The following is a 23,030-nucleotide window of genomic DNA, read 5'->3' as shown; positions in this document are numbered from 1 at the left end:
TTGCAACTCGGGTGATCTTTTTCACTAAACAAGTACGGCTTTTGAGTTGAAGATAAGGAACTTAAATCTGTATACCACTTAAAAAATACCTCATCTTTTAAGAGCATTTTTTATGTAAAAAACCTAATCATTTCTAGAGTTTCTATGGATATTACTAACGGGTTCTAAACTCCTTTGTCCATTCTGTGGAGTTATAGATTCATCCATTTCTCTAAATAATTGTCTCAAAATAAGAGTATTATTTGGATTTCTACAACGGATTGGATATTAGCTAAGTTTAATATACTTGATGTTGTTTGGATAAGTACTGGAAAAGGTTGTTCTTTTGTGATTGCAACAGGTTTTTTATTATATAAATTAATTCAAAAAAATTTTAAAGTATTGAAGATCGTGAACAGCTGTTAAATAATCTTATTGAAAATAATACAGATGCCATCATTCATTTAGATTTAAATGGTAATATTCTATTTGTTAATGAAGTAACCGAGAGAATAAAGGATATTGTAAAGAAGAGCTAACAAAAAAATCTTTTAAGTGTTGAGAATGAATGATTTCACAGAAACGGGTATGATGTTGCAAAATCCTCGGGTCTAATTGGCATGGAATTACAAAGTGCGATGGCAATTTTCACCGTAAATTTAAAAAGGATATTGAAATTAATGGATTAAAAACTGGGGATATTCCCAGGTGAATTGAAAAAAAGACGACTCCACATTCAAAAATCTGAATGAGAGTCGTCTTTTTTATGAGGCTGGCTAATTTACTAAGAAAAAACGCAGTTTTTCAGCGGCCTCCATTTTGGCTGGAGGGCTTTTTTATGCTTAAAAAATGCTTTGGTCCACGCATCACAGCACTATAAAACTTTTGAAATTAGAAACGGTTTGATCTTTAAGGGTGTTATTAGTTATCGATCATGAGCAGATGGGACGATGTAAAAAACGTCTCTCTCACATTTCAAACAAAAGGGAAGGGTGGATTGTTCACAATTTGTATAATTTTAGAGGTTTTAGGTAATTATACCATTGCTCTTAATAAAATAAGATTGTCTTCAGGAGGAAATAAAGCACAAAGTGGAACAGTTCATCATCAGAATTCACTACATATTAATATTTCGCAGTATTAGGAGGGTATTTTCGTGAGGCGTTTTTTAAAGGCAACAGGTTCGGTTTTGTTGGCCAGTATGGTCATTGTTGGATGTCAAACGAATAATAAGCAGAACAATGCAAAAAACAAGGAAGAAACCAAGGAATCCAACCAGGCAAATCAGGTAAAGGAGACAGGATTCCCAAATTGGGGTTATGACCTTCAACATACCCGACATGTGCCCTATAAAGAGATTACAAAAGATAATGTAAAAAAATTGGGGATTGTCTGGCAGCAGGATATCTTAGAATGGAATCAGGATGTTCCTAATTTACAAGAAGATTTCCCTGTCGTGCAAAACGGGGTCATTTATGTGACTAGTGCAAAAAATCATGTATTTGCAATCGATGCCGCAAACGGAAAGAAACTTTGGGTATGGACACCTCCTAAGAAGGTACTTGACCATCTTGATAGTTTGCCATGGCAATCCAATGTGGCAAGTAGGGGTGTCGCTGTGGCCAATGGAAAGGTATATGTCTTGATGATAGACAATCGGCTGGTCAAACTTGATGCAAAAACTGGAAAACTGGAAAAAATGGTCAACTTTTGGGATCATGTTCCCTCCATTAAATTAGAAAACCGCTACTATGAATCTTCCGCTCCGATGTATTATGATGGCAACATTTACGTTGGAAGCAGCGGTGGTGATAATGGCACACGAGGCTTCGTTTGGGCCTTTAAAGCAGATAGCCTCGAACCACTCTGGAAAGAACCATTTTGGACCGTTCCTGAAAGAGGAACGGGCTGGGCGAAGGGGAAATATACTGGCGGAGGCTCCGTATGGACACCGATGTCGTTCGATCCAGATACCGATATGATGTATTTTGCAGTAGGGAATCCAGCCCCTGACTTTTACGATGAAGATCGAAAAGGGAAAAATCCATATACGGATTCCATCGTTGCTTTGGACAGTAAAACGGGGAAATTTAAGTGGGCCTCCTCCGAGGTTGATCACGATGTATGGGATTATGACGCTGCCGCGACACCGATGGTTCTCAATACCAAGGTCGGCGGGAAAAAACAGAAGATTGTGGTGGAAGGCGGAAAGAATGGGAAATGGTATGCATGGGATGCCAAAACCGGAAAAACCATTTATGATGGTGTACCATTTGTCAAAATTCAACATTCAACACCACCAAGCGATCAGAGTAAAGTGAAACTTCAATGGCCGGGTACGCCAGGTGGAGAAAGCTATGCCCCAGAGACGTATGATCCCGATACCAACTATGTGCTGATTCCAGGTATTAATAACCCGAATTTAATGTTAGCAGCAAAAGATCGAAAAGAGATTGCAAAAGATAACAATACCTTCCCTGGTACGAAGATACTTCCTTTACCAGAAGATGTTGATCCTACTGGTAACATTACAGCTATTGACGTGAATACAGGTAAAAAAGTTTATCAAATCAAAACCGACGACCCGATGTATGGAGGATTAACAAGTACTGCTTCCGGTCTTGCTTTTTACGGGGAATTGGACGGAACGGTGAATGCTCTCGATATTAAAAAAGGAAAAGTATTATGGGGCATGAAAAGTGGAGGAAAACAAATTAAAATGGCCCCTTCCATTTATATGGTTGACGGTAAGCAATATATTGGGGTGATTACTGGTGGAACGAGGGTTGTAGTTTATGGACTCGGCGGTAAGGAAAAGATCGCTGCCCCTAATAAAAATGCTAAATTACAAGGGCAAGCCGACGTCGTTATCGACCCGGAAAAGGTTTACAAAAAAAGTTGTCTTTCTTGTCACGGAGATAATCTTCAGGGCGCAACTGCTCCAAATCTTCAACACATAGGTAAATCTATGTCCAAAGAAGACATCTTGAATCAAATCTTAAACGGCGGCGACCGCATGCCGGCGGGCCTCGCTAAAGGTGCAGAAGCTGAAGCACTAGCAGAATGGCTGTCTAAAAAGAAATGATGTGTTTTCTTGAAGCAGTTCGAGTCCGATCACTTCTTTCGGACTCAGATTGTTTCAAAGTGGAGCAACCTATACTCGAAAAATAAGGATGGTGTAAAATGAGGAACCTAACGAAATATACCGTGCGATTCAGGGCTATTGCCTTCTTCCTTTGCTTGCTCATTGGCTTTGCCTCCCCTGCTTTGACCAGTGCCGAATCTCTAAATCAGGGCTTAGGCTCAGCTGAAGATAACGGAATCAAGCTAACACTCAATGGCTATTCCATCGTAAACCATGGTCATACCATTAGGCTGAATTATACAATACATTCCAATTCGAATATTCAAGTAGATCCGTATGCCAAAAGCCTTATGGCAAGTCCGCATATTTGGATTGAACACACGTTAGTTCGTGAAAAATCCGATACATTTAAAAAAGTAGGTAACAACCTATATAAAGGAACGATAGAAGCACAACTACATCAATACAGACCTGAAAATCCTCATATGACATTTAAAACTCATGGGATATTGAATCAAAAGGGCCAATGGACCATTCGATTTATCCTTAATAATGCTGATTACTAAAATACGTGTGTTGAAACCCTAAAAGCATCCCGTATATAAAATCTTGAGGGGGGAGCCGGTCCGAATCTCCAGCATGTCGGTTCATCCATGTCTGAACAGGATATAGTAAATCAATACATTAACAGAGGCGGACGTATGCCTGGTGGTCTTGTTAATAATGTAAAGCGAAAGCATTAGCAAAATGGCTGGCTCAAAAGAAGTAACATTTCCTAGTCCAATGGACAACCTTTTAATGAAAGTAATCTAAATTTAAAAAACCTGAGTCCAACAACATTTGGACTCAGGTTTTTTTAAAAAGAAAGTATAACGTTTTCGACTTTGAGAATTGTCCAGCTCCAGCGCCTAGCCCCTCGAGGTCGCTTCAGACCTGCCGTTGAAGTCAAAGAACGACTTCACCGTCAGATCCTCCAGCGCTTGTCGGGGCTGAACAAGGCGCTTGCGCTTTTCTTAGCGTATGCCTCCATAATTCTTGTCCCTTTTTGTTATATATTACAAAACTTCGTAACAATTTAGGACAACTTCAAGTCGAAGTTCTAGTTATTTTGAGGTTTCCACCGACATAAGATAAATTCGAAAGGGATAATTTATCACTCCACGAAAGATGATCATAATTGTATGTGTCATGAAAGGGGGCAGACAACATGTGGGTGAAGCCTGAGTACAAAGTGATCAATACATCTTGTGAGGTGACGATGTATTCCTACGTCGGTAAGTAGCACAGACACTACTTGCCTCTTGTGCATGCTTTAAACGGTTTACCAAATCCACGAAGGATGTGCAAATGAGAATGAACCGTTACTTAAAATCATTGATAGGCGCGATTATTGGGTGTGCAGCTGCTGGAGGATGGTTGGTCGTTGATCTCCTAACCCCTGAACCGATCGGAGACTATCTGCTTTATCCCCTCATGGCTCTGACCAATATTGCAATTGGGTGGCAGGTTGGAAAATTCTTTGGAAAACGGCGGGATAATGGTAACAACGATGTTCAAATCTCCGGTGAAAGGACTGAAGCCAAATTCGAATTAGAGTCTTAGGAACAGCGGCAGGAGGGGGATTCCCACAGTGGAATTGCGCTTGTCCAAACTGTCATGATGTTCGGAAAGGAAACAAGGCACTAAGGCCGTTGTTACAATCCTCTCTTGCGATAAGTGCCAATGAAAAGGATTGGTACCTCATCAATGCAGGCCCGGATGTTCCGAAACAGATTGAATCATTTACCTCGCTGCATCCGGGTCCTGGAATAAGAGAAACGCCTCTAGCCGGAGTTATTTTAACCGATGCCGAGCTCGACCATACGATTGGGTTATTATCACTGCGGGAGGGCTCTTGTTTAACTATCTATGGAACCGAAATTGTAAAAAAGTGTATGCAATCATCTTTTCCGGTGTTACCGATGCTAAAAAACTATTGCTCATGGGAATGGCAGCCTCTTAGCCCTGATTTCAGGCAGCGGGTAGGACCTATAGGTGAAGAGGCAATAATCGTAGAGACGGTCCCAGTTTCAAGAAAACCGCCGCTTTATACACAAGCGAACAAGGAGGATAATTCCCCAGAGGATTTTTGGGAGGTCGGGCTGGTTCTTCATAATGAAAGTTCCGGCAGATGTCTAGCTTACTTTCCTACATTAGAAAGTATTTCTCAAGCTATAGAAGCCTGCTTGAAGAAAGCTGATATTTTGATGGTCGACGGAACCTTTTGGTCGGAAGATGAATTGGTCGAAATGGGGGCAACGGAACGAAGCGCAAGAAGTATGGGACATTTACCAATTAGTGGCCAATCAGGGATCGCGGAAAAATTAGCATTATACCCAGCTGAGCGAAAAATCCTGATCCACATTAATAACAGCAACCCTATTCTAAGGATGGGCTCTATGGAAAGGGATACATTGGAACGACTTGGTTTTGAGATTGCCTATGACGGTATGGAAGTGGAGGTGTGATCATGCTGGAACAAGGTGGGGCAGTAAGCCAAGAAAAGATACTGTATATAAAAGGGGAAAGGCTTTGGACGAAGGAAGAATTCACAGAGCGATTAAAGGAAGTTGGGCATTCTTTCTATCATGATAAACATCCTTTTCATACGGCGATGCACCAGGGGAAATTAAGCCGAGAACAAATCCGCGGCTGGGTGGCCAACCGATACTACTATCAGAAATCGGTTCCGATTAAAGATGCAGCCATCTTGTCGAACCTTCCGTCAAGGGAGCTGCGGCGTGAATGGATTGGGCGAATCATTGACCATGACGGTACACAGGGGGAAGATGGAGGGATTGAAGCCTGGCTCCAATTGGGAGAAGCTGTGGGCTTGTCCCGGGAAGAAATAGTACGGGAAGACAGAATCGCGCCGGGCGTACGTTTTTCCGTAGATGCCTATGTTCACTTCGCGCGGACAAAACCGTGGATTGAAGCTGTTGCCTCCTCGTTAACCGAATTGTTTTCACCCGATCTAATTTCAAAGCGGATTAAGGTACTTGAGCGGCTGTATCCGTGGATAGACAGTGCAGGCATGGACTATTTTCAAAATCGCTTGACGCAAGCACCGCGTGACTCGGATACTGCCCTTAAGCTTGTTTTGACCTATTGCCAAACGCCGGAAGACCAACGGCGGGCTGTCGAAGCTTTACGATTCAAGTGTGATGTGTTATGGGTGCAGCTTGATGCCATTGAAAAAGCCTTTCCCCCTAAAGAGTGATTGATAGTTTTGGCTTTAGCCAGGAGAATAAAATGATTGGTGGTGGGGCCAATTTTAGCTAGCAGCGTTCCAAACCTTGCAGTAAAAGCGCGACTAAAATTTGATAGGGTAAGAGAAAAGCATCTCCTATTGTTACCGGAAAAGGTTTTGGTCTTAAACGAAACCGCCGCATCTATCCTTACTCTATGTGATGGGTGCCGAACGGTTCACACCATCACTGAAAAGATAAGGACTTCACTGCAGGCAGGCACAGAAGCAATGAGTACAGGTTCGTTGCCCGATTTGAAAATGATGGAGGCAGACATTTCTGAGTTTCTTCGGGAGATGGAGGATCAAGGATGGGTGGTGATCCATAAGCATGACACAGTTGATAACAATGAGCAATAATGGGGTTGAACCCCCATACTCGCTGCTTGCAGAGTTAACTCATCGCTGTCCTTTACATTGTCCATATTGTTCAAATCCGATAGAAATGGCTTCGAAGGCAATGGAACTTACAACCGAGGACTGGTACCGTGTCTTGTCAGAGGCTGCCGATTTGGGAGTGGTGGAAGTTCACTTTTCCGGTGGGGAACCACTCATACGCGACGACTTGGAGGCCCTGATCCGCCACGCTAATTCATTAGAAATGTACACCAATCTCATTACAAGTGGCATAGGATTAACAACCGAAAAGGCAGCCCGGATCAAAGAGGCTGGTATAGAAAATGTGCAGGTGAGCTTCCAGGCCGGGGAAGCGAAGCTTTCCGACCTCATCGGCGGGTATAAAGCCTTTGAGAAGAAACGGGAAGCTGCCAATGCGGTAAAAAAGGCCGAATTGCATTTGTCATTAAATGTCGTGTTACACCGGATGAATCTTGATTATTTAAATGAGATCATTCAACTCGCTGAGGAAATGGGAGCTGAACGTCTGGAGCTGGCGAACACGCAGTATTATAATTGGGCTTTGCTTAATCAGGAGCGGCTGCTGCCAAGCTGGGATCAGATTGAGCGTGCCCGTGAAATCTATGAATCTGCTAAAACTCGGCTTAAGAAAAAAATGGAAATCATTTGGGTCATTCCTGATTATTACGCATCGGCACCTAAGCCTTGTATGGGGGGATGGGGAGCAATCGGTCTTACGGTAGCACCGAACGGGGCTGTCCTTCCTTGCCCCACCGCTGGGATAATTGAAGGATTATTTTTTGAAAATGTCCGAGAGGCGTCTTTAAGGCATATTTGGTATGAATCGGAGTCCTTTAGCCGTTTCCGCGGTGATGCATGGATGCCCGAACCTTGTCTTTCCTGTGAACTAAGACACCAGGACGGTGGTGGCTGCCGTTGTCAGGCTTTTGCATTAACTGGGGATGCATATACGACGGATCCAGTCTGCCAATGGGCGCCAAAACATCATCTGATTGAAAAGGCTATACAAGAGGCCAATAGCAACCCCATGATACAATCATCACCAATGATCTATCGAAGGCATATTACAGAAAAACCTGTATCAAAAAGGCGGATAAAAAAATAAGCAATGAAAATTTGGTGCTATAGGGGGACCCATACATAACCTTTGGCACCTTTTTTATCGATTCTTTTCAAATAACCCCTTTGAAAAGAATCGATGTCGCGAGACTAATCCAAATGAGAAGAATGATAATCGCTTCAGTCCAATTTTTTTGCAGCACCATGTCGTTTCCTTCCCTCTCTAATAAACTATCCTCGTTTTTAATCCATCTCCTTTCGCATTATTTTGCTTCCAACACCACCATTTTAAAATCTTATGCTGTATCCGCTATTTGTGTTTTCTAAAGACATTATGCACACACATTGTGATGTTTTTTTATAGATAAACCGTAATGGCTGTGAATAAATGACAGGATGATTTGGAACTCTTTTAAGTAGAGTAACAATAACCCACGGTTTACCGATATCACCCCATATTTATTAAAATTGCATGTAAGAAAAATAGAAAAGAAGTGATAAAGTTGAAGTTTGTGTTTGGTAAGAAAGATGATGAAGGAGCCGGACAAATTCATCCGGCGGCCAGAAAACTAATGCTGGTCAATGCCATACGAAGTATTGGACAAGGCATGCTGGTTGTTGATTTGTCTCTATACCTCGCTGCACTGGGTTGGAGCACGGCGGCGATTGGAAGTGTGCTTGCTGCCGGAGGTTTGCTCGGTGTAGGACTAGCCCCAGTCATAGGTATTTATAGCGATCGATTGGGGAGAAAACCCTTTATCCTTTTTTCTGAACTATTAACAGCCGGATGTGCGTTGACTGGGATATTATCTACAGATACTATTTTGTTATTTATTGCAATCACACTTTCAGGTTTTGGGAAAGCGGACGCCGGTTCTCCCAGTCCGTGTGCCCCGGCGGAGCAGGCTTGGCTGGCGGCCTTTATCCCAAAAATAGAGCGTGGAAAGGTATACAGTCTGAATAATGCTCTTAGCTTTTTCGGAATGGCGGTGGGTGCCGTGCTGGCGGGGATCACGGCCTTATGGAATCATAACCTTCCGGGAGTCTCTTCATATCGCCCTATATTCTTCTTTATCTTCGTTTTATCGCTTGTTACCGCGTCAATCATTTTAACCATTCGGGAAGGAAAAATTGATAAACAACCAGGATATATAAAAGAGGAGTCAGGGAATCAGGAAAAGAGAATCCTGCGCGAAGAAAATTCTGCGGTCTTAAAGCTGGCTGCGATTAACATCCTTAACGGGATTGCCATTGGGCTTACGGGACCGATGATGTCTTATTGGTTTTCGGCTAAATTCGGGGTAAGCAGTATCCAGATTGGAGGCACATTGGCTGTCACTTTTTTTGCGACAGGTGTTACCTCGGTTTTACAAGCAAGATTATCACACAAACACGGGACAATATGGTCCATTGTGGTTGTTCGTTTCATTGCAAGCCTGCTTTTGATTTTGATGCCCTTCCTATCGTCCTATGCACTTGTTTCTGTCTTGTATATCATTCGAACGGCATTAAACAGAGGTACACAAGGGGCACAGCAAGCGTTGAGTGTGAGTTTGACTCGTGACATGCGCCGTGGTTTCGCATCAAGCATCAATATCTTTTCAATAAGGCTACCCATATCGATTGGACCGTATTTCACCGGCTATCTTTTTGGATTGGGTTCACTGGCCATGCCTTTTTACATAGCTTCCGGTTTACAATTAAGTTTTGCTTATTTATATGGAAAAGTCTTCAGCACCTACGAAATTCGAATGAAATCCCATGCTTCATCGGGGTGATGTTAGGGTTTTAGGATTGAGGAATTTTAAGCTATACATTTTCAACAAAAAGGAGCCAGGTTCATGGATAAAATGAACCTAGCTCTTTTGGCAGAGAAATTTGTGGTTACCAAGCAGAAATTCCATAAGCTTGACCAAGTTGTTGCTTGGAGCGGTGCATTAAAAACCTTAAGAAAATAATCAAATATCATATTGAACTGTAATTCGAATATCAGATACTACCTAAAAGTAGTGTTTGATATTCGTTTTTTATTTACAGTGTCAGTTTACCCGATAAAAAGATTGTGAATGATTGTCCTTAAACAAACTGGGTGCATTAGTGAAACAAGACATAATAATTAAGATCTTCAACAATCAGGCGCGCTTGACAAGTTCTGTTATAAACGCTTCGACCGAATTATACAACAGAGTTTTAAACAAGTTCTTGAGCCCATTGCGGAAGCACAATTCTACAAACACAGTTATGGATTTAGACCTCTTCGATCTACTCACCATGCAATGGCAAGAGCTCAATCCCTCATCAACCAGGCATCACTTCATTACGTCGTCGATATTGATATTCAAGGATTTAGCGACATTAATTTAGGACGGAATAAAGCCGTTTAGGTAAGTAAATAACTAAAATCCTTCTATATGCTAGCTTATTCGCAGTATTTCTGTTTATTTCGTTATTATCCTGTTCGAGCACCGTAAGGTGTCTGAAAAGAACTGATGGAATCTCCCTTTAATCCCATGATAGTCCGCATTTTACGCATTGGGTGCTGCTTTGAAAGTTCTTTTAAGTCTGTAATTGTAATGTGGAAATAAATTTGAGTTGTGGATAAACTTTTATGCCCTAGTAACTTTTGAATGGACACCAAATGAGCCCCCTCTTGAAGAAGATGCGTAGCACAAGTATGCCGCAATTTATGTGGAGTCACTTTTTTTTGGATTTTAGCTGTTTCTGCATATTTTTTGACCATGTATTGAATTGCGCGTGGAGTAAGTGCCCCTCCTTTTTTGCTTACAAAGAGTTCTGAAATCCCACTAGTTCTAGAAACCAAGTACTCTTCAAGGGCTTCCTCCACAATGGAATCAAGTGGGACGTACCGTTCACGACCTCCTTTTCCACAAATAAGAATCCGTTTTTCAGTGAAACTGATATCTATTAATCTTAAAGAGTAGATTTCACTAACGCGCAAACCAGCGGAATACATCAACGTAAGAATAACCCGATCACGCCGTCCAAGAATTGTCGTAGTATCTGGTTGTGAGAGAATATCTTGCATTTCCTTGTTTTCAAGGACGTCTGGAAGGCGTTTGGGTGTATCCAGTAATTTCGGCCACTTTTTACGTATTTAGGATTTTTTAATTTAGGTCTTGAAATCTTTTGATGAGTTTAGCGTTTTTTCTTTTGTTCCAACAATTTGAAACAAAAAAGAGTAATTGATCTTTTTTGCAGTGAAAGTGCAAAAAAAATGAAATAGTGCCAAGAAATTTGGCGCATTACTTCCACAAATAGTGAACAAATAGGCGTTTTTCATATTGGCACACAAATTGCATGTTTATAAAGTGAAAATAGTGATAATTTTAAAAATTTTGGGTGATAAAAAGTATTTGATACTTTCATAATCATCAAAGGAGGCTTATACATTGAAAACAGGTACGGATCGTGTAAAAAGAGGGATGGCTGAGATGCAAAAGGGCGGCGTCATTATGGACGTTGTGAATGCTGAGCAAGCAAAAATAGCAGAGGAAGCAGGAGCGGTAGCAGTAATGGCATTGGAGCGCGTTCCATCGGATATCCGTGCGGCGGGCGGAGTAGCTAGAATGGCAGATCCACGAATTACTGAAGAAGTCATGAATGCGGTTTCCATTCCAGTTATGGCAAAAGCACGTATTGGACACATTGTAGAAGCCCGTATACTTGAAGCAATGGGCGTTGATTATATTGATGAGAGTGAAGTTTTAACACCAGCTGATGAAGAGTACCATCTAAATAAAAGAGATTACACTGTTCCATTTGTTTGTGGTTGCCGTGATCTTGGCGAAGCAGCACGCCGTATTGGTGAAGGTGCATCCATGCTGCGTACAAAAGGAGAGCCGGGCACTGGTAATATTGTAGAAGCTGTTCGTCATATCCGTAAGGTAAATGCACAAGTACGTAAAGTTGTTACAATGAGTGAAGATGAATTGATGACAGAGGCTAAGCTACTTGGAGCTCCATATGAACTTCTTCTTGAGATAAAGCATCAAGGACGCCTACCAGTAGTAAATTTTGCAGCTGGTGGAGTCGCAACGCCTGCTGATGCTGCACTTATGATGCAGTTAGGGGCTGATGGAGTATTTGTTGGTTCAGGGATCTTCAAATCTGATAACCCAGCAAAATTCGCTAGAGCAATCGTCGAAGCAACAACCCACTACCAGGACTATAAACTAATTGCAGAGATTTCAAAAAACCTTGGAATTGCAATGAAAGGTATTGAAATTTCAACATTGTCTCCTGAAGCACGTATGCAGGATCGTGGTTGGTAAGGAGTTTTTTCTAATGCTTAAGTTGGGAGTACTCCCATTACAAGTAGCAAAAAAATTCTTATCTTTCTAGAAGGATTTTGAAATCCAAGCGAGAATTAATTTTATGTGAGATAACCGTAAGCGCTTACTAGTAAAATATGAGAACAAATGACTATTTCGGAAAATTTTGAATTTTCTCATTGACATTATTTTTTCTGACCCATATACTCGTGTTAGAAAAAGAAAATGATCAGTTAGTTTTTGAAAAGGGGGTTTAGGGGCATGCAAACACTGGAAACAGTTATTGTTACAGGATATGCAAAAGCTCCACAGGGAACTTCCATGTATGAAATGTATAAGCATGCAGGAATTGTCCTCGAAGTGGATCTGAAAGAACATAAGATTATCGGCGCCGAATTCACCTTCGTAACAGAACTAACGAAAAATTATTTTCAAAAACTGTTGATAGGGTACTGTCTTCAAGACGGTGTTGAGCAGCTGATTGAACGAATTCAAAGCTTTTATTTTGCTCCATCCCAGCAAGCGATCATTGTGGCTCTACAAGCTGCAAATCAACGTTACTGGGATAACGTGAAGCAAATGAATACATAACGTTTGGTTATAATAAAGTGGGAAGATGACCTCTTCCCATGGTCTTATTAAAACCGGGCAAACATGGACTCTTTGTGAGGAATGTTCGTTGGAACGACATTCTTTACGGAAGATCTATGTTTTGCTCGGTTTTTTATATTTCCGAATTGTTAAAACCCACTAAAGTCTATGGAGAGGAAGGAAAAAAGGATGAGCAAGCTGATTACATGCGAGGATGCTGTAAAAAAGGTTAAAAGCGGCTCACGAATTATGGTAGGTGGATTTGGACTTGTAGGAAGTCCACTTAGTTTAATAGCCGCTTTGGCTCAGTCGGAAGTGAAGGACTTAGAGATTATTAGTAATAACCTTGGTGAACCAGGAAGAGGTCTTGGAGTTTTAGTACGGCAAAAACAAGTAAAAAAAGCGATAGGTTCTTATTTTACATCTAACCCGGAGGTTGTTAAATCTTATCAGGAGAAGGAAATGGAAGTAGAGCTTCTCCCCCAAGGAACGATGTCTGAAGCTATTCGAGCAGGTGGTGCGGGACTGGGAGGGTTTTATACACCGGTCAGCGTAGGAACAAAAATCGCTGAAAACAAAGAAGAGCGGATCATTAACGGTAAAAAATATGTGTTCCAAGAGCCTCTTAAAGCCAATTTTGCATTAATTAAAGCGAAAAAAGCGGATCAATTAGGAAATCTCATCTACAACAAATCGGCAAGAAACTTCAATCCAATGATGGCAACAGCAGCGGATGTGGTTATTGCAGAGGTGGACGAGATTGTGGAGGTAGGTCAAATTTCTCCTGAAGAAATTGTGACCCCTCATTTATACGTTGATTTTATTGTAGTGAAGGGAGGGAACTAGCTTGAACGTGAAACAATACATTGCTGCAAGAGCCGCGAAAGAATTGAAGGATGGCGATATCGTCAATTTGGGCATAGGGATTCCAACACTGGTAGCTGATTATATTCCATCCGATGTAAAAGTTTTTTTACACTCGGAAAACGGCATCCTTGGTGTAGGTCCTACCCCTGATCCAGAACATACTGACCAAAATCTTGTCAATGCAGGGAAACTGCCTGTCACAGTAATGGAAGGGTCATCCTTTTTTGATAGTGCTTCCTCTTTTGCGATGATTCGCGGAGGGCATGTAAGCGTTTCAATTCTCGGTGTGCTGCAGATCGATGCATTTGGGCGGATCGCCAACTGGGCCGTACCAGGAAAAAGTGTTCTTGGTGTAGGCGGGGCGATGGATTTATTGGAAGGTTCCAAAAAGGTAATCGTAACAACGGTGCATACGTCTAACCAGGGAGAGTCAAAAATCGTCAAAGAATTAACCTATCCAATCACTTCGGAACGTAAAGTGGATATAATTATTACCGATTTGGCGGTTTTTGCTGTGAAGGAAGATGGACTTCATCTTATTGAGCTGTCCCCTGGAGTTTCACTTGAAGAAATTCAACAGAAAACGGACGCACCTTTTCAAATTGCTGAATCTTTCAATAAAGGCAAAGAGGTGACCGCGTAGTGGTTGTAATCGTAAATGCATTTCGGACTGCAATCGGAAAGTTCGGCGGATCACTGGCGGGTACGCGCCCGGAAGAGCTAGTATCTCTCATCATGAAAAATAATCTTTCGGCTTCCGGTTACAGCGCCAATATTGTCGATGAAGTCATCGTTGGGCAAACAAAGCAGAGTGCGCATGCTCCGAATATTGCAAGAGTAGCGGCATTACAGGCCCATTTTCCAGAATCAATTCCTGCTTATACAGTACATCGTCAGTGCGGCTCGGGAATGCAGGCCGTCATTAATGGGGCAATGTCGATTATGACCGGTCAGGCGGACGTTGTATTAGCAGGTGGTGTCGAAAGCATGTCTCAAGCTCCTCACTATATGGTTGGTACTCGATTTGGACTTAAGATGGGAGATATGACACTGTATGATTCAAATACGGAGAGTCAGCCAAAATCACAGCCAGAGGAGATCTACGGTCATTTCACGATGGGACAAACAGCCGAGTGGCTGGCTGAAAAATATAACATTAGCCGCCGTGAACAAGACGAATTTGCCTTCGCGAGTCAGCAGAAAACGAAACGTGCAATTGAAATGGGTCATTTTGAAGAAGAAATAATTCCTGTCCCGGTAAAGGAAGGAAAAAAGGGAATCAGACACTTTGCGACAGATGAGTACCCAAGGTTGACGGAAATTGAAAAGTTAGGAACATTGCGTCCTGTGTTTCAAAAGGATGGTACGGTAACAGCCGGAAACTCCTCCGGCAGAAATGATGGGGCCTCGATGCTGCTATTAATGTCAGAAGAAAAAGCGAAACAGCTTGGAGTGGTCCCGATGGCAAGGATTCGTTCTTTTGCTGCAACGGGAGTATCACCAAAAGAAATGGGAATCGGTCCGGTTCCTGCATCCCAAATCGCATTGAAAAAGGCAGGTCTTCGCTTAGAAGATATCGATTTAATTGAATTAAATGAAGCATTCGCTGCTCAAAGTCTTGCTTGTTTAAAAGAATGGGACTTAAAAGGAGACAACGTGAATGTAAATGGAGGGGCGATTGCCTTAGGCCATCCTCTTGGGTGCTCCGGCGCAAGAATCGTCACTACATTATGTCATGAGCTTGAAAAACAAAAACGGCAATATGGCCTTGCGACGATTTGTGTAGCGGGGGGATTAGGAATGGCAATGGTGGTGGAAAGATGGATGGAATAAAAAAAGATTATGTGTTTCACCGTGATTTAAAAAAGGAGTACCCGATTATTACCCACGGTGTAGGTTCCTATCTTATTGATGAGAACGGGAAAAAATATTTGGATGCATGCTCGGGAGCTGTTGCAGCCAACTTAGGCCATGGGATTACTTCTATAGGAGAGGCCATGGCAGAACAAGCAAAAAAAGCAGCTTTCGTCCATACTATGCGCTTCGAGACGAAAGTGTTGCATGAACTGGCTGAAATAATCGGAAAAATGGCCCCAGACAATTTAAATAGAGTGTATTTTACAACCGGCGGCTCAGAAGCAAATGAAAGTGCTTTGAAGCTTGCAAGGCAATATCATCGGGATGCTGGCAGATCCCAAAAACACATGGTAATCGGGCGATGGCAGTCGTATCATGGCAACACCATTGGATCTTTATCAGCAGGAGGAGACATTAAAAGAAGACATGCATACACTCCTAATCTTTTAAATTATGCCCATGTCTATTCACCATACTGTCATCGGTGTCCATACGACCGTCAAAAAGATGATTGTCTCTCCAAACAAAACTGGACGTGTGTAACAGATATTGAAAGAACGATTTTAGAGCTTGGTCCTGAGAACGTGTCGGCATTTATCGCCGAACCGATTGTCGGAAGCCAGCAAGGTGCTGTACCACCACCGCCAGGATATTTTGAGAAAGTTCGAGAGCTGTGTGACCGATACGAAATCGTCTTAATTATCGATGAAGTGATGACCGGATTCGGGCGTACTGGTACCAACTTCGCGACAGAACAGATTGGAATCAAGCCTGATATCATCACATTTGGAAAAGGGGTATCAGCGGGATATGCTCCACTTGCCGGAATGATTGTTCATGATCGGTTAATCGATGGTCTCATACAAAACAGCGACGGGAAATTCATTCATGGTTACACATATAGTGGGCATCCTGTGGCGGTTGCAGCCGGACTTGCTGCATTGGAAATATATGAACAAGACAGGGTGCTGGAAAATGTCAAAAAACAAGGCCACTACCTTGTCAATCAACTTATGGAGCTGAAAAAAAAGCATTCTTATATATCAGATGTTCGGGGCAGAGGGCTATTAATCGGTATGGAGCTTGTGAAGGATCGTGAACAGGATCTGTTGTTTAATCCATCTGAAAAAGCTTCTGAAAGATTGAATGGAATTGCGATGGAACTCGGTGCGGTTTTTTATCCCGGTTCTGGTTCGATTGACGGCACAAAGGGGGAGCACCTCATCGTCAGCCCTCCTTTAAATGTTACGAAAACAGAAATAGATGAGATTGTGAGAATTTTAGATGAAGCATTCACGATATTCAAAGGTCAAGTAAGAAAGGATGAATTATATGAAATTACAAAATAAAACAGAAGAAATTCAAGAAAAAGCAAAAAAACATTTATCACCGGTTATGACAAGGGTGACTGACCTTGTCATTGAAAAAGCACATGGCGCCAAATTTTGGACGACTGACGGAAAAGAATATATCGATTTCGTTTCAGGCGTTGCCGTCAATGCAGTCGGGCATACGAACGGAAAAATGGTGGAAGCCATTAAAAAGCAAGCTGAAGCCTTAATTCATCTTGGATTGAACTATGGTTATTATGAAACCGCAGCGAATTTGGCGGAAAAGCTTGCTCATATCACACCAGGAAATCTAGACACGGTCTTTTTCTCCAATTCGGGAGCTGAAGCCATTGATGGTGCGCTAAAACTAGCAAAGGCAGCCACAGGCAGACCTGCCATTATTGCTTTTGAAGGATCATTTCATGGCCGTACATTAGGTGCAACAGCTATTACGGCATCAAGCTCTAAATACCGTCGTTATTATGAACCGATTTTAGGCGAGGTGTACCACGTTCCATATCCGTACCCAAGCCAGCTGAAACACATTAGAGAAGAAGAAGTAGAAGCTTATTGCTTGAATCAGCTTCAAAAATTGTTTGATTTACGCGTAGATCCTTCACGTGTAGCGGCCATCATCATTGAACCGGTAATGGGGGAAGGTGGCTATTATCCGGCACCGCCAAGCTTTTTACAGGCGTTAAGAAAGATTACAGAGGAACACGGCATTTTGCTTATCTTTGACGAAGTACAAACAGGATTTGGCCGGACAGGCAAAATGTTCGCGGCAGAGCATGCGAATGTGACTCCTGATATTTTAGTACTGGCAAAAGCCCTTTCTGGAGGCATGCCCCTTGGTGCCATTGTAGCAAGTCGTGAACTTCATGAAAAATGGCCGACGGCCGGTCATGGTTCGACCTTTGGAGGAAATCCAATTTCTTGTGCTGCGGCATTGGCAAACATTGAGGTCATTGAGGAAGAGAAGTTAGTAGAACGCAGTGCTAAACTCGGTGCCGAGATTGTCGGACGACTTCACAATTCGGTTGGACATTTACCCGGTATTGTTGAAGTCCGAGGTGTCGGCATGATGATAGGTATTGAATTTGATTCGCAATCTGCTGCTCTCTTTGTACCGAAAATTAAATCGAAAGCACTGGAAAATGGCCTGCTCATTATGAACTGCGGTGTAAGCGGGCAAACGATCCGATTAATGCTGCCTCTTAATATTCAAGAAGATGTACTTGATATAGGATTAACGATTTTAGAAGACGTGATAACAGAAACAATTTCAGGAAACTAATTTTCATTTCCTCGAAATATCACGAACAGGAGGTTAAGTATATGTCTAGTCAAACGAAAACAGATTTTCTTCAAGGAGATCTTTATATAAACGGAAAATGGGTGAGTGCCCCAGATCAGTCCTACTTTGAAAGCTTAAATCCGGCAACCGGGGAACTTGTGGGTATCTGTGCGGCAGCCAGTTCTGAGCAAGTGGATGAGGCTGTAACAAAAGCGAACGAAGCGTACTCACTTTGGAAGAATACCCCGATTCCAGAACGAGCGGCATATTTAACGAAAGCGGCTCAATTGTTTGAAAGACGAAAAGAGGAACTTGCTTCTATCATGACAAAGGAAATGGGCAAAGTACTACCTGAGTCTTTAGGAGAAGTTGGAGTAGTTATTGCGACAGCTCACTATATGGCAGGCGAGGGACGACGCCTCTTTGGAGAAACGGTCCCTGCGGGCTTCGCGGACAGGAATGTAAGAATGGTCCGTGAACCTCTTGGTGTTGCGGCGTGTATTACCCCCTGGAACTTCCCAGTTGCCCTTGCTTCCTACAAAATCTTTGCAGCCCTGATTACTGGTAATACCGTAGTATGGAAGCCTGCTTCAGAGGTTGCACTATCGGCAAAGATTTTCGTGGAAGTGTTAGCTGAAGCCGGATTTCCAGCAGGGGTTGTGAACTTAATTACTGGTTCAGGAAGAACCGTCGGGCAAACACTCGCAGAGCATTCGGATGTTAAAGTCATATCATTTACGGGCTCGACCGAAGTCGGACAAAAGCTGGCTGAAATGAGCAGTACAACCTTAAAGCGTATTTCATTGGAATTAGGTGGAAAAAATGCAGTGATTGTCTTGAAGGATGCGGATTTGGACAAGGCTGCAGACGGAATCGTAAAATCAGCTTTTACGACAACTGGTCAGCGCTGTACAGCAGCAAGCCGAGTCATCGTCGAACGTTCAGTTAAGGAACGGCTCGTTCAAAAAGTAGAAGAATTAACAAAGTCTATGAAAATAGGAAATGGACTTGAAGAGGGGAAACAGGTAGGCCCTCTCGTAAATGAAGACCAGCTCCATACAGTCGAAAAATATGTAAAAACAGCGATTGAGGAAGGCGGCAAAATTGTAACAGGTGGTCAGCGAGTCAAAGAATTGGGCGGCTATTATTATGAGCCGACAATCATTGAAAATGTGAAACCGAATGATACCATTGCCCAGGAAGAAATATTTGGTCCTGTTCTTGCCATCATTGAAGTAGATTCATATGAAGAAGCCATGGAGGTAAATAACGGGACGATTTATGGGTTATCGACTTCCATTTATACAGAGAGCCTTCATTATGCAAACCGTGGTGCAAAGGAAGCGGTAAGCGGACTTGTCTATATTAATAATGGTACGTCTAATGCCGAAATGGGTGTGGCGTTTGGGGGTATGAAAATGTCCGGAAACGGTCATCGTGAAGTTTCCCATCATGCATTTGATGTCATGACAGAGTGGAAGTCAATCTATACAAACTATTGATAAACCAATGTAAAACACGAAGGGGGGAGAACATGCGAAAACATCGTATCGGAATTGCATTCTTTTACCATGAATCCCATAGTTTTAGCCCGATGAAAACAGAAATCGAACAGTTTCGAAACGAAGGCTACTTTATCGGCGATGAAATTTATGATGCCTATATGGGTACGAAAACGGAAGTGGGCGGGTTTTTGGATGTATTGAAACAAGAAAAAGATGTGGAAATCGTACCGCTACTTTGTGCAGCTGCGGTTCCTTCAGGGGTGGTATCCACAGAAGCGTACTCCATCATCGAAAATCAAATGCTGGAATCTATTCAGCAGGCGGGAAGGCTGGATGGTTTATTGCTGGCACTGCATGGGGCAATGGTCGTGGAGGATCTCTTTGATCCGGAAGAGCATTTACTAGGAAAAATTTGTGAGCTTATCGGACCGTATGTTCCGATTGCAACAACCCTGGATATGCACGCCAATTTAAGTGAAAAAATGGTTCATTACACACCACTTCATTTTGGATTTAAAACGTATCCACATGTTGATATGTATGAACAAGGCGTTCATGCGGCAATTGCTTTATTGAAGCAAATCAAGGAAGGTGTAATTTTTTATGCCTCTTTTGAAAAATTGCCGATGATGCCTCCCTCTATCAATATGAGAACAGCAGAAGGGCCGATGCACAAAATGATCGAGTGGGCGAAACAAGCCGAAGAGGAAGAAGGAATTTATAATGTTTCCGTATTTGGCGGTTTTCCTTACTCGGATATTCCCATGGTGGGTGCAAGTGTACTCGTTGTTTCGCTCGATCCACAAAAAGGAAAAGAGACTGCTAAAAAGATGGCTTCCTTGTTCTGGAGTGTAAGAGAAGAATTTATCATAGATTTGCCTGGAGTAAAAGAAGGGCTCGATTTGGCGATATCAATAGACGAGGATAAACCAATTGTGCTGGTGGACATCTCGGATAATCCTTTAAGCTGCGGGAGCGGGGATACAACCGAGCTGCTTCGAAAAATGGTACACATGAATATTCCCGACACATTGTTTGGAGGACTCTACGATCCCGAATCCATTGAGGCTTGCCGAAAGGCTGGAGTCGGAAACAAGGTATCGTTATACCTTGGTGGAAAAGTATCACCAGAATTTGGGGAACCCGTTCAGGTCGAAGCTACGGTCGTGGCTCTATCAGACGGTATATTTCACAATTCTGGGCCCTTCAATCAGCATTTAAAAGTGGATTTAAAGGGAACGGCACACATTCGCGTTGGTGAGATGGATGTCCTATTGATTGGAAGACCGATGTCAGCGAATGATCCAGAAATGTTTCGTCATATTGGCCTTGAGCCGCAGGCAAAGAGAATTCTTGGATTAAAAGCTAAAAATCATTTCCGGGCAGCGTTTGAGCCGATTGTTGGCCGAATCATTTATGTGGATGCACCTGGTGTTGCTTCTAATCGTTTAACAACTTTTACGTATCGTCACATTCCAAACTCAATATGGCCTTTGGATGATATCCAGTATGAAGTGGAACTGAGGAGGAAAGAAAAGTGGAAACAATAAACAAATCCTATTACGTCGAAACACCGGTTTCATTAAATCCGGAACAGCTAAAAATGATGATAGAGCTTGAAAAAGATGCCTTTCCAGGATTGGGAGCTGTAGATGAACAAACGCTTATTCCGCTTACACGATACGGGAAACTGATTCAATATAGGCAGCATAACGATCCAAGACCTGTTGCAATTTGTGAATTGATGAGAGATTACCACGATATTCATAAAGCCTACATTTTTGGGTTTTATGTCCGTTCCGACCAGCAAGGGAAAGGAGTAGGGAAATTATTTTTACAGGAAATTTATCCGATTCTAAAGCAAGAAGGTTTTCATAAGGTTTGCTTAACGGTCAGCATTAAAAACGAGGCAGCAGTCAAGTTATATGAAAAATTAGGGTTTGTCATAAAAGAGACGAGATTCGATGAATTTGGTAAAGGAGAAAATCGCTATTATATGGAGTACTTCATTTCTTAAGAAAGTAATTAATGAACAGGGGAAAATTCATTAAAAACGGTCAATAAAAAATATTTTAATTTTTGGAGGGGTTATGATGAGAAACAATTTATTCAAACCGAAAAGACATTGGAGAGAAATCGAGCTTTGGAACGATGTAACTGATGAGCAATGGAACGATTGGGTATGGCAACTGACAAATACGATCAAAAGTTTAGAAGACTTAAAGAAAGTAGTCAACTTAACACCAGAGGAAGAAGAAGGAGTTAAAATTGCAACGAAAACAATCCCATTAAACATCACGCCCTATTATGCATCGCTGATGGATAAAGACGATCCAAGGTGTCCAGTACGTATGCAGTCTGTTCCAATTGCGCAGGAAATGTATAAAACAAGATATGATTTAGAGGATCCCCTGCATGAAGATGAAGATTCACCAGTACCGGGCTTAACGCATCGGTATCCCGATCGCGTGTTGTTCTTAGTAACAAACCAATGCTCCATGTACTGCCGATATTGCACAAGAAGACGTTTCTCCGGTCAAATCGGAATGGGTGTACCAAAGAAACAGTTAGACACAGCCATTAATTATATCGCATCTAACCCTCAAATTCGTGATGTGTTAATTTCCGGAGGGGACGGGCTCCTTATTAATGACAACATTTTAGAATACATTTTAAAGAATTTACGAGAGATTCCGCATGTAGAAATTATTCGTATCGGTACAAGAGCACCTGTCGTATTTCCGCAGCGCATTACCGAAAATCTTTGCAATATCTTGAAAAAGTATCATCCAGTTTGGTTAAATACACATTTTAATACATCCATTGAAATTACCGAAGAATCAAAACGTGCATGTGAAATGCTTGCAAATGTGGGGGTACCACTCGGGAACCAATCGGTTATTTTAGCAGGCATTAACGACAGTGTGCCGATCATGAAACAGCTTATGCATGATCTTGTTAAAATTCGCGTTCGTCCATATTATATTTACCAATGCGATTTATCAGAAGGAATTGGCCATTTCCGTGCACCGATTAGCAAAGGATTAGAAATTATGGAAGGACTCCGGGGTCATACATCGGGCTATGCAGTTCCGACATTTATTGTGGATGCTCCAGGAGGAGGCGGCAAAATTCCATTGCAGCCAAACTATATCATTTCTCAAAGTGCTAATAAAGTTGTATTGCGTAACTTTGAAGGTGTGATTACCTCCTATCCAGAGCCAGAAAATTATCAGTCAGGCAGTGCAGAGGACTACTACAAAAAGGTATATCCTGAAGTGTTTGAAAAGTTTGAAAGTAATGGAGTTCTATCTATTATTGATGACACGAAATTTAACCTTACTCCTGAAGGCTTAAAACGTTTAGATCGCCGCAAAACATATAATGAAAACCCTGAGCATAGCTCTTTAAAGGATAAACGGGACAAACGGGACGAATTAAAAGAGAAAAAATTCCAATCGCAACTGGGCAAGTATGAAACAGTAGGAGCAAGGGAGGAATAG

General features: G+C 42.2%; 21 protein-coding genes and 1 pseudogene. 21 read left to right on the top strand and 1 reads right to left on the bottom strand.

The window, feature by feature from the left end; all coding sequences use genetic code 11:
* The first annotated feature begins 380 nt into the window (after nt 1–380).
* The 10 genes and pseudogenes from ACJ004_RS07235 to ACJ004_RS07190 form a co-directional block, all read left to right on the top strand.
* Entirely contained in the window at nt 381–518 is a 138-nt protein-coding gene (locus tag ACJ004_RS07235; protein ID WP_410892149.1) for a PAS domain S-box protein, read from the top strand.
* 617 nt (nt 519–1,135) lie between these two features.
* Complete coding sequence (locus ACJ004_RS07230; protein ID WP_410892110.1) at nt 1,136–3,064, top strand: outer membrane protein assembly factor BamB family protein; 1,929 nt, start codon at nt 1,136–1,138, stop codon at nt 3,062–3,064.
* A 98-nt stretch (nt 3,065–3,162) separates the two neighbouring features.
* On the top strand, nt 3,163–3,630 hold the full coding sequence (locus tag ACJ004_RS07225) for a hypothetical protein (protein WP_410892108.1): 468 nt from the start codon (nt 3,163–3,165) through the stop codon (nt 3,628–3,630).
* A 787-nt stretch (nt 3,631–4,417) separates the two neighbouring features.
* A complete protein-coding gene (locus ACJ004_RS07220) occupies nt 4,418–4,666 on the top strand; it encodes a hypothetical protein (RefSeq protein WP_410892106.1) in 249 nt (82 codons plus the stop codon).
* The gene (pqqB, locus tag ACJ004_RS07215) at nt 4,648–5,571 is read left to right on the top strand and encodes a pyrroloquinoline quinone biosynthesis protein PqqB (protein ID WP_410892147.1); all 924 of its coding nucleotides are present in this window, start codon (nt 4,648–4,650) and stop codon (nt 5,569–5,571) included. Before ACJ004_RS07220 ends, pqqB begins: the two co-directional genes overlap by 19 nt.
* 2 nt (nt 5,572–5,573) lie before the next feature.
* Entirely contained in the window at nt 5,574–6,323 is a 750-nt protein-coding gene (gene pqqC / locus ACJ004_RS07210) for a pyrroloquinoline-quinone synthase PqqC (RefSeq protein WP_410892105.1), read from the top strand.
* 39 nt (nt 6,324–6,362) lie between these two features.
* A complete protein-coding gene (gene pqqD, locus ACJ004_RS07205) occupies nt 6,363–6,710 on the top strand; it encodes a pyrroloquinoline quinone biosynthesis peptide chaperone PqqD (RefSeq protein WP_410892145.1) in 348 nt (115 codons plus the stop codon).
* Entirely contained in the window at nt 6,682–7,833 is a 1,152-nt protein-coding gene (pqqE, locus tag ACJ004_RS07200) for a pyrroloquinoline quinone biosynthesis protein PqqE (RefSeq protein WP_410892103.1), read from the top strand. Before pqqD ends, pqqE begins: the two co-directional genes overlap by 29 nt.
* Before the next feature lie 466 nt (nt 7,834–8,299).
* Complete coding sequence (locus ACJ004_RS07195; protein WP_410892102.1) at nt 8,300–9,565, top strand: MFS transporter; 1,266 nt, start codon at nt 8,300–8,302, stop codon at nt 9,563–9,565.
* A 390-nt stretch (nt 9,566–9,955) separates the two neighbouring features.
* Nucleotides 9,956–10,141, top strand: a pseudogene (locus tag ACJ004_RS07190) (hypothetical protein); the annotation flags it as partial.
* Nucleotides 10,142–10,236: 95 nt separating this feature from the next.
* On the opposite strand, the gene ACJ004_RS07185 reads toward ACJ004_RS07190, so the two are convergent.
* Nucleotides 10,237–10,878: a tyrosine-type recombinase/integrase gene (locus tag ACJ004_RS07185; RefSeq protein WP_410892143.1), complete on the bottom strand. Its 642-nt coding sequence runs from the start codon at nt 10,876–10,878 to the stop codon at nt 10,237–10,239.
* Between the two features lie 319 nt (nt 10,879–11,197).
* On the opposite strand from ACJ004_RS07185, the gene pdxS reads away from it, so the two are divergent.
* The 11 genes from pdxS (at nt 11,198) to kamA (ending at nt 23,030) form a co-directional block, all read left to right on the top strand.
* Nucleotides 11,198–12,079 (top strand): pyridoxal 5'-phosphate synthase lyase subunit PdxS, encoded by an 882-nt coding sequence (gene pdxS, locus ACJ004_RS07180; RefSeq protein WP_410892101.1) that lies wholly within the window; start codon nt 11,198–11,200, stop codon nt 12,077–12,079.
* A 261-nt stretch (nt 12,080–12,340) separates the two neighbouring features.
* Entirely contained in the window at nt 12,341–12,670 is a 330-nt protein-coding gene (locus ACJ004_RS07175; protein ID WP_410892099.1) for a DUF3870 domain-containing protein, read from the top strand.
* 189 nt (nt 12,671–12,859) lie between these two features.
* The gene (locus ACJ004_RS07170; protein ID WP_410892097.1) at nt 12,860–13,516 is read left to right on the top strand and encodes a CoA transferase subunit A; all 657 of its coding nucleotides are present in this window, start codon (nt 12,860–12,862) and stop codon (nt 13,514–13,516) included.
* A gap of 1 nt (nt 13,517) precedes the next feature.
* On the top strand, nt 13,518–14,180 hold the full coding sequence (locus ACJ004_RS07165; protein WP_410892096.1) for a 3-oxoacid CoA-transferase subunit B: 663 nt from the start codon (nt 13,518–13,520) through the stop codon (nt 14,178–14,180).
* On the top strand, nt 14,180–15,370 hold the full coding sequence (locus ACJ004_RS07160; RefSeq protein ID WP_410892095.1) for a thiolase family protein: 1,191 nt from the start codon (nt 14,180–14,182) through the stop codon (nt 15,368–15,370). Before ACJ004_RS07165 ends, ACJ004_RS07160 begins: the two co-directional genes overlap by 1 nt.
* Nucleotides 15,358–16,743, top strand: coding sequence for an aspartate aminotransferase family protein (locus ACJ004_RS07155; protein WP_410892093.1), 1,386 nt, complete (start codon nt 15,358–15,360; stop codon nt 16,741–16,743). Before ACJ004_RS07160 ends, ACJ004_RS07155 begins: the two co-directional genes overlap by 13 nt.
* Nucleotides 16,727–18,022: an aminotransferase class III-fold pyridoxal phosphate-dependent enzyme gene (locus tag ACJ004_RS07150; RefSeq protein WP_410892091.1), complete on the top strand. Its 1,296-nt coding sequence runs from the start codon at nt 16,727–16,729 to the stop codon at nt 18,020–18,022. The genes ACJ004_RS07155 and ACJ004_RS07150 overlap by 17 nt, the downstream gene beginning before the upstream one ends.
* 41 nt (nt 18,023–18,063) lie before the next feature.
* Complete coding sequence (locus ACJ004_RS07145) at nt 18,064–19,524, top strand: aldehyde dehydrogenase family protein (protein WP_410892090.1); 1,461 nt, start codon at nt 18,064–18,066, stop codon at nt 19,522–19,524.
* 32 nt (nt 19,525–19,556) lie between these two features.
* Nucleotides 19,557–21,077, top strand: coding sequence for a M81 family metallopeptidase (locus ACJ004_RS07140; RefSeq protein WP_410892088.1), 1,521 nt, complete (start codon nt 19,557–19,559; stop codon nt 21,075–21,077).
* Nucleotides 21,065–21,544: a GNAT family N-acetyltransferase gene (locus ACJ004_RS07135; protein ID WP_410892087.1), complete on the top strand. Its 480-nt coding sequence runs from the start codon at nt 21,065–21,067 to the stop codon at nt 21,542–21,544. Before ACJ004_RS07140 ends, ACJ004_RS07135 begins: the two co-directional genes overlap by 13 nt.
* A gap of 76 nt (nt 21,545–21,620) precedes the next feature.
* Nucleotides 21,621–23,030, top strand: coding sequence for a lysine 2,3-aminomutase (kamA, locus tag ACJ004_RS07130; RefSeq protein WP_410892086.1), 1,410 nt, complete (start codon nt 21,621–21,623; stop codon nt 23,028–23,030).

It is taken from the genome of Neobacillus sp. 204, from assembly GCF_046562815.1.
Taxonomy (GTDB): Bacteria; Bacillota; Bacilli; order Bacillales; family Cytobacillaceae; genus Neobacillus.
The sequence above is the reverse complement of the archived record's forward strand: the minus strand, read 5'-3'. Positions and strand labels throughout refer to the sequence as shown.

Bases quoted from the DNA above. Each gene is read 5' to 3' on its own strand.
- ACJ004_RS07225 (WP_410892108.1), top strand. From the start codon at position 3,163: ATGAGGAACCTAACGAAATATACCGTGCGATTCAGGGCTATTGCCTTC.
- ACJ004_RS07155 (WP_410892093.1), top strand. From the start codon at position 15,358: ATGGATGGAATAAAAAAAGATTATGTGTTTCACCGTGATTTAAAAAAG.
- ACJ004_RS07170 (WP_410892097.1), top strand. From the start codon at position 12,860: ATGAGCAAGCTGATTACATGCGAGGATGCTGTAAAAAAGGTTAAAAGC.
- ACJ004_RS07140 (WP_410892088.1), top strand. From the start codon at position 19,557: ATGCGAAAACATCGTATCGGAATTGCATTCTTTTACCATGAATCCCAT.
- ACJ004_RS07220 (WP_410892106.1), top strand. From the start codon at position 4,418: ATGAACCGTTACTTAAAATCATTGATAGGCGCGATTATTGGGTGTGCA.
- kamA (WP_410892086.1), top strand. From the start codon at position 21,621: ATGAGAAACAATTTATTCAAACCGAAAAGACATTGGAGAGAAATCGAG.
- ACJ004_RS07175 (WP_410892099.1), top strand. From the start codon at position 12,341: ATGCAAACACTGGAAACAGTTATTGTTACAGGATATGCAAAAGCTCCA.
- ACJ004_RS07150 (WP_410892091.1), top strand. From the start codon at position 16,727: ATGAAATTACAAAATAAAACAGAAGAAATTCAAGAAAAAGCAAAAAAA.
- pqqC (WP_410892105.1), top strand. From the start codon at position 5,574: ATGCTGGAACAAGGTGGGGCAGTAAGCCAAGAAAAGATACTGTATATA.
- ACJ004_RS07145 (WP_410892090.1), top strand. From the start codon at position 18,064: ATGTCTAGTCAAACGAAAACAGATTTTCTTCAAGGAGATCTTTATATA.
- pqqE (WP_410892103.1), top strand. From the start codon at position 6,682: ATGACACAGTTGATAACAATGAGCAATAATGGGGTTGAACCCCCATAC.